This is a genomic window from Kitasatospora sp. NPDC048296, assembly GCF_043201815.1.
Classification (GTDB): Bacteria; Actinomycetota; Actinomycetes; order Streptomycetales; family Streptomycetaceae; genus Kitasatospora.
The window spans coordinates 1-1,664 of sequence record NZ_JBICZB010000206.1; the positions used below are offsets into that span (position 1 = coordinate 1).

Consider the following 1,664-nt stretch of genomic DNA (forward strand, 5'->3'; position numbering starts at 1 on the left):
CGAACAGCCCATCCCCATCGCGCATACCGTGATCATTCCGCACGAATGATCACGAGACGCACGCGGGTTGCCGGTTACTGAGACACGCTCCTAGGCTTCGCGGGTTCACCGGAACCGGAGCACCCGGGCCCGATCGCCCGCTCCCGCAAGCCGGTTGACGCGGTTCGACGCGGCGCCGGGGCGGAACGAGGAGAGCATCATCATGGTGACCACGGGCGCCGCGCCGCACAGCCCCGACCTGGCCCGACTCCTGGACGACCACCGGCCACAGGGCCCGGTGGAGACCGCCGACCTCGCCCGGGTCCGCGCCCGGGTCGGCGCTCCCGACGCGTGGGACCGCGGCACCCCGCTGCACTTCACCGCCTCCGCGCTGATCGTCCACCCGCCGACCCGCCGGGTCCTGCTGCGCTGGCACGTCCGCCAGCAGGCCTGGCTGCAGGTCGGCGGCCACGGCGACCCGGGGGAGAGCCTGCCGCTGGACATCGCTCTGCGCGAGGGCCTGGAGGAGACCGGCCTGACCGACCTCACCCCCTGGCCGGACGCCGCCCTCGTCCACCTCGCCGTGGTGCCCGTCCCGGCCTCGCCGGTCGAGCCCGCCCACGAGCACGCCGACCTGCGCTTCCTGCTCGCCACCGACACCCCGGACGAGGCCCGGCCGGAGAACCCGGCCTCCCCGCTGGAGTGGTTGGGCATCGAGGAGGCCAAGCGGCGGACCACCGAGGAGAACTTCCGCGAGACCCTCGACCGGGCCGCCCGCCTGCTCGCCTGAACCCCCCTCCTCCTGAACCCCCTCCTCCTGAACCCCCTTCTCCTGTGAACCCCTTCCCGCCTGTCCGAAGGAATCCGATGCACACCGACCAGACCCTCGTCTTCGACGCCGACGACACCCTCTGGGAGAACAACGTCCTCTTCGAGCGAGTCATCGACGGCTTCCTGGACTGGGTCTGCGCCCCGGCCGAGCGGGAGGCCACCCGTGCCCTGCTCGACCGGATCGAGGCCGCCAACGCCGCCGCCCTCGGCTACGGCGCCGCCGTCTTCCGGCAGAGCCTCGCCGACTGCCTGCAGCACCTCAACGCCGACCGCACCCCCACCGCCACCGAGCTGGCCCGGATCGACGAGCTGCTCACCCCGCTCACCGACCGCGGCGCGATCGAGCTGATCCCGGGCGTCGCCGACACCCTGACCGCCCTCGCCGGGCGGCACCACCTGCTGCTGCTCACCAAGGGTGACCAGGACGAACAGCAGGCCAAGGTGGCGGCCTCCACCATCGACCACCACTTCCGCGGCATCCACATCGTGGCCGAGAAGTCGGTGGACACCTACCGGCAGCTCACCGCCGAGCTCGGCCTCGACCCCGAGCGGACCTGGATGATCGGCAACTCGCCCAAGTCCGACATCGCGCCCGCCCGCCGGGCCGGGCTGCGTACCGTGTTCATCCCGCACGAGCACACCTGGGTGCTGGAGCACGAGGAGCTCGGCCCGGACGAGGCGACGCTGCAGCTCACGGCCTTCCCGGAGCTGCTGCGCCACTTCTGAGCCTCTGGGCCTCCGGACTCCCGGGCCCGCGGGCTAGACCCAACGCCGTGTAGATAGAGCCTTGGGCGGTTGCGTCAAGTCGCCTGAAATGGGACGGAGCTCCTGCTAGAACCGTGTCGGCCAAGATC

General features: G+C 71.8%; 2 protein-coding genes. Both read left to right on the top strand.

Annotated elements, in window-relative coordinates:
• Positions 1-202: 202 nt before the first annotated feature.
• Positions 203-769: an NUDIX hydrolase gene (locus ACGF12_RS38495; protein WP_393041297.1), complete on the top strand. Its 567-nt coding sequence runs from the start codon at positions 203-205 to the stop codon at positions 767-769.
• 77 nt (positions 770-846) lie between these two features.
• Positions 847-1,536: an HAD family hydrolase gene (locus ACGF12_RS38500; RefSeq protein WP_393041300.1), complete on the top strand. Its 690-nt coding sequence runs from the start codon at positions 847-849 to the stop codon at positions 1,534-1,536.
• The last annotated feature ends 128 nt before the right edge of the window (positions 1,537-1,664 follow it).

Bases quoted from the DNA above. Each gene is read 5' to 3' on its own strand.
- ACGF12_RS38495 (WP_393041297.1), top strand. From the start codon at position 203: ATGGTGACCACGGGCGCCGCGCCGCACAGCCCCGACCTGGCCCGACTC.
- ACGF12_RS38500 (WP_393041300.1), top strand. From the start codon at position 847: ATGCACACCGACCAGACCCTCGTCTTCGACGCCGACGACACCCTCTGG.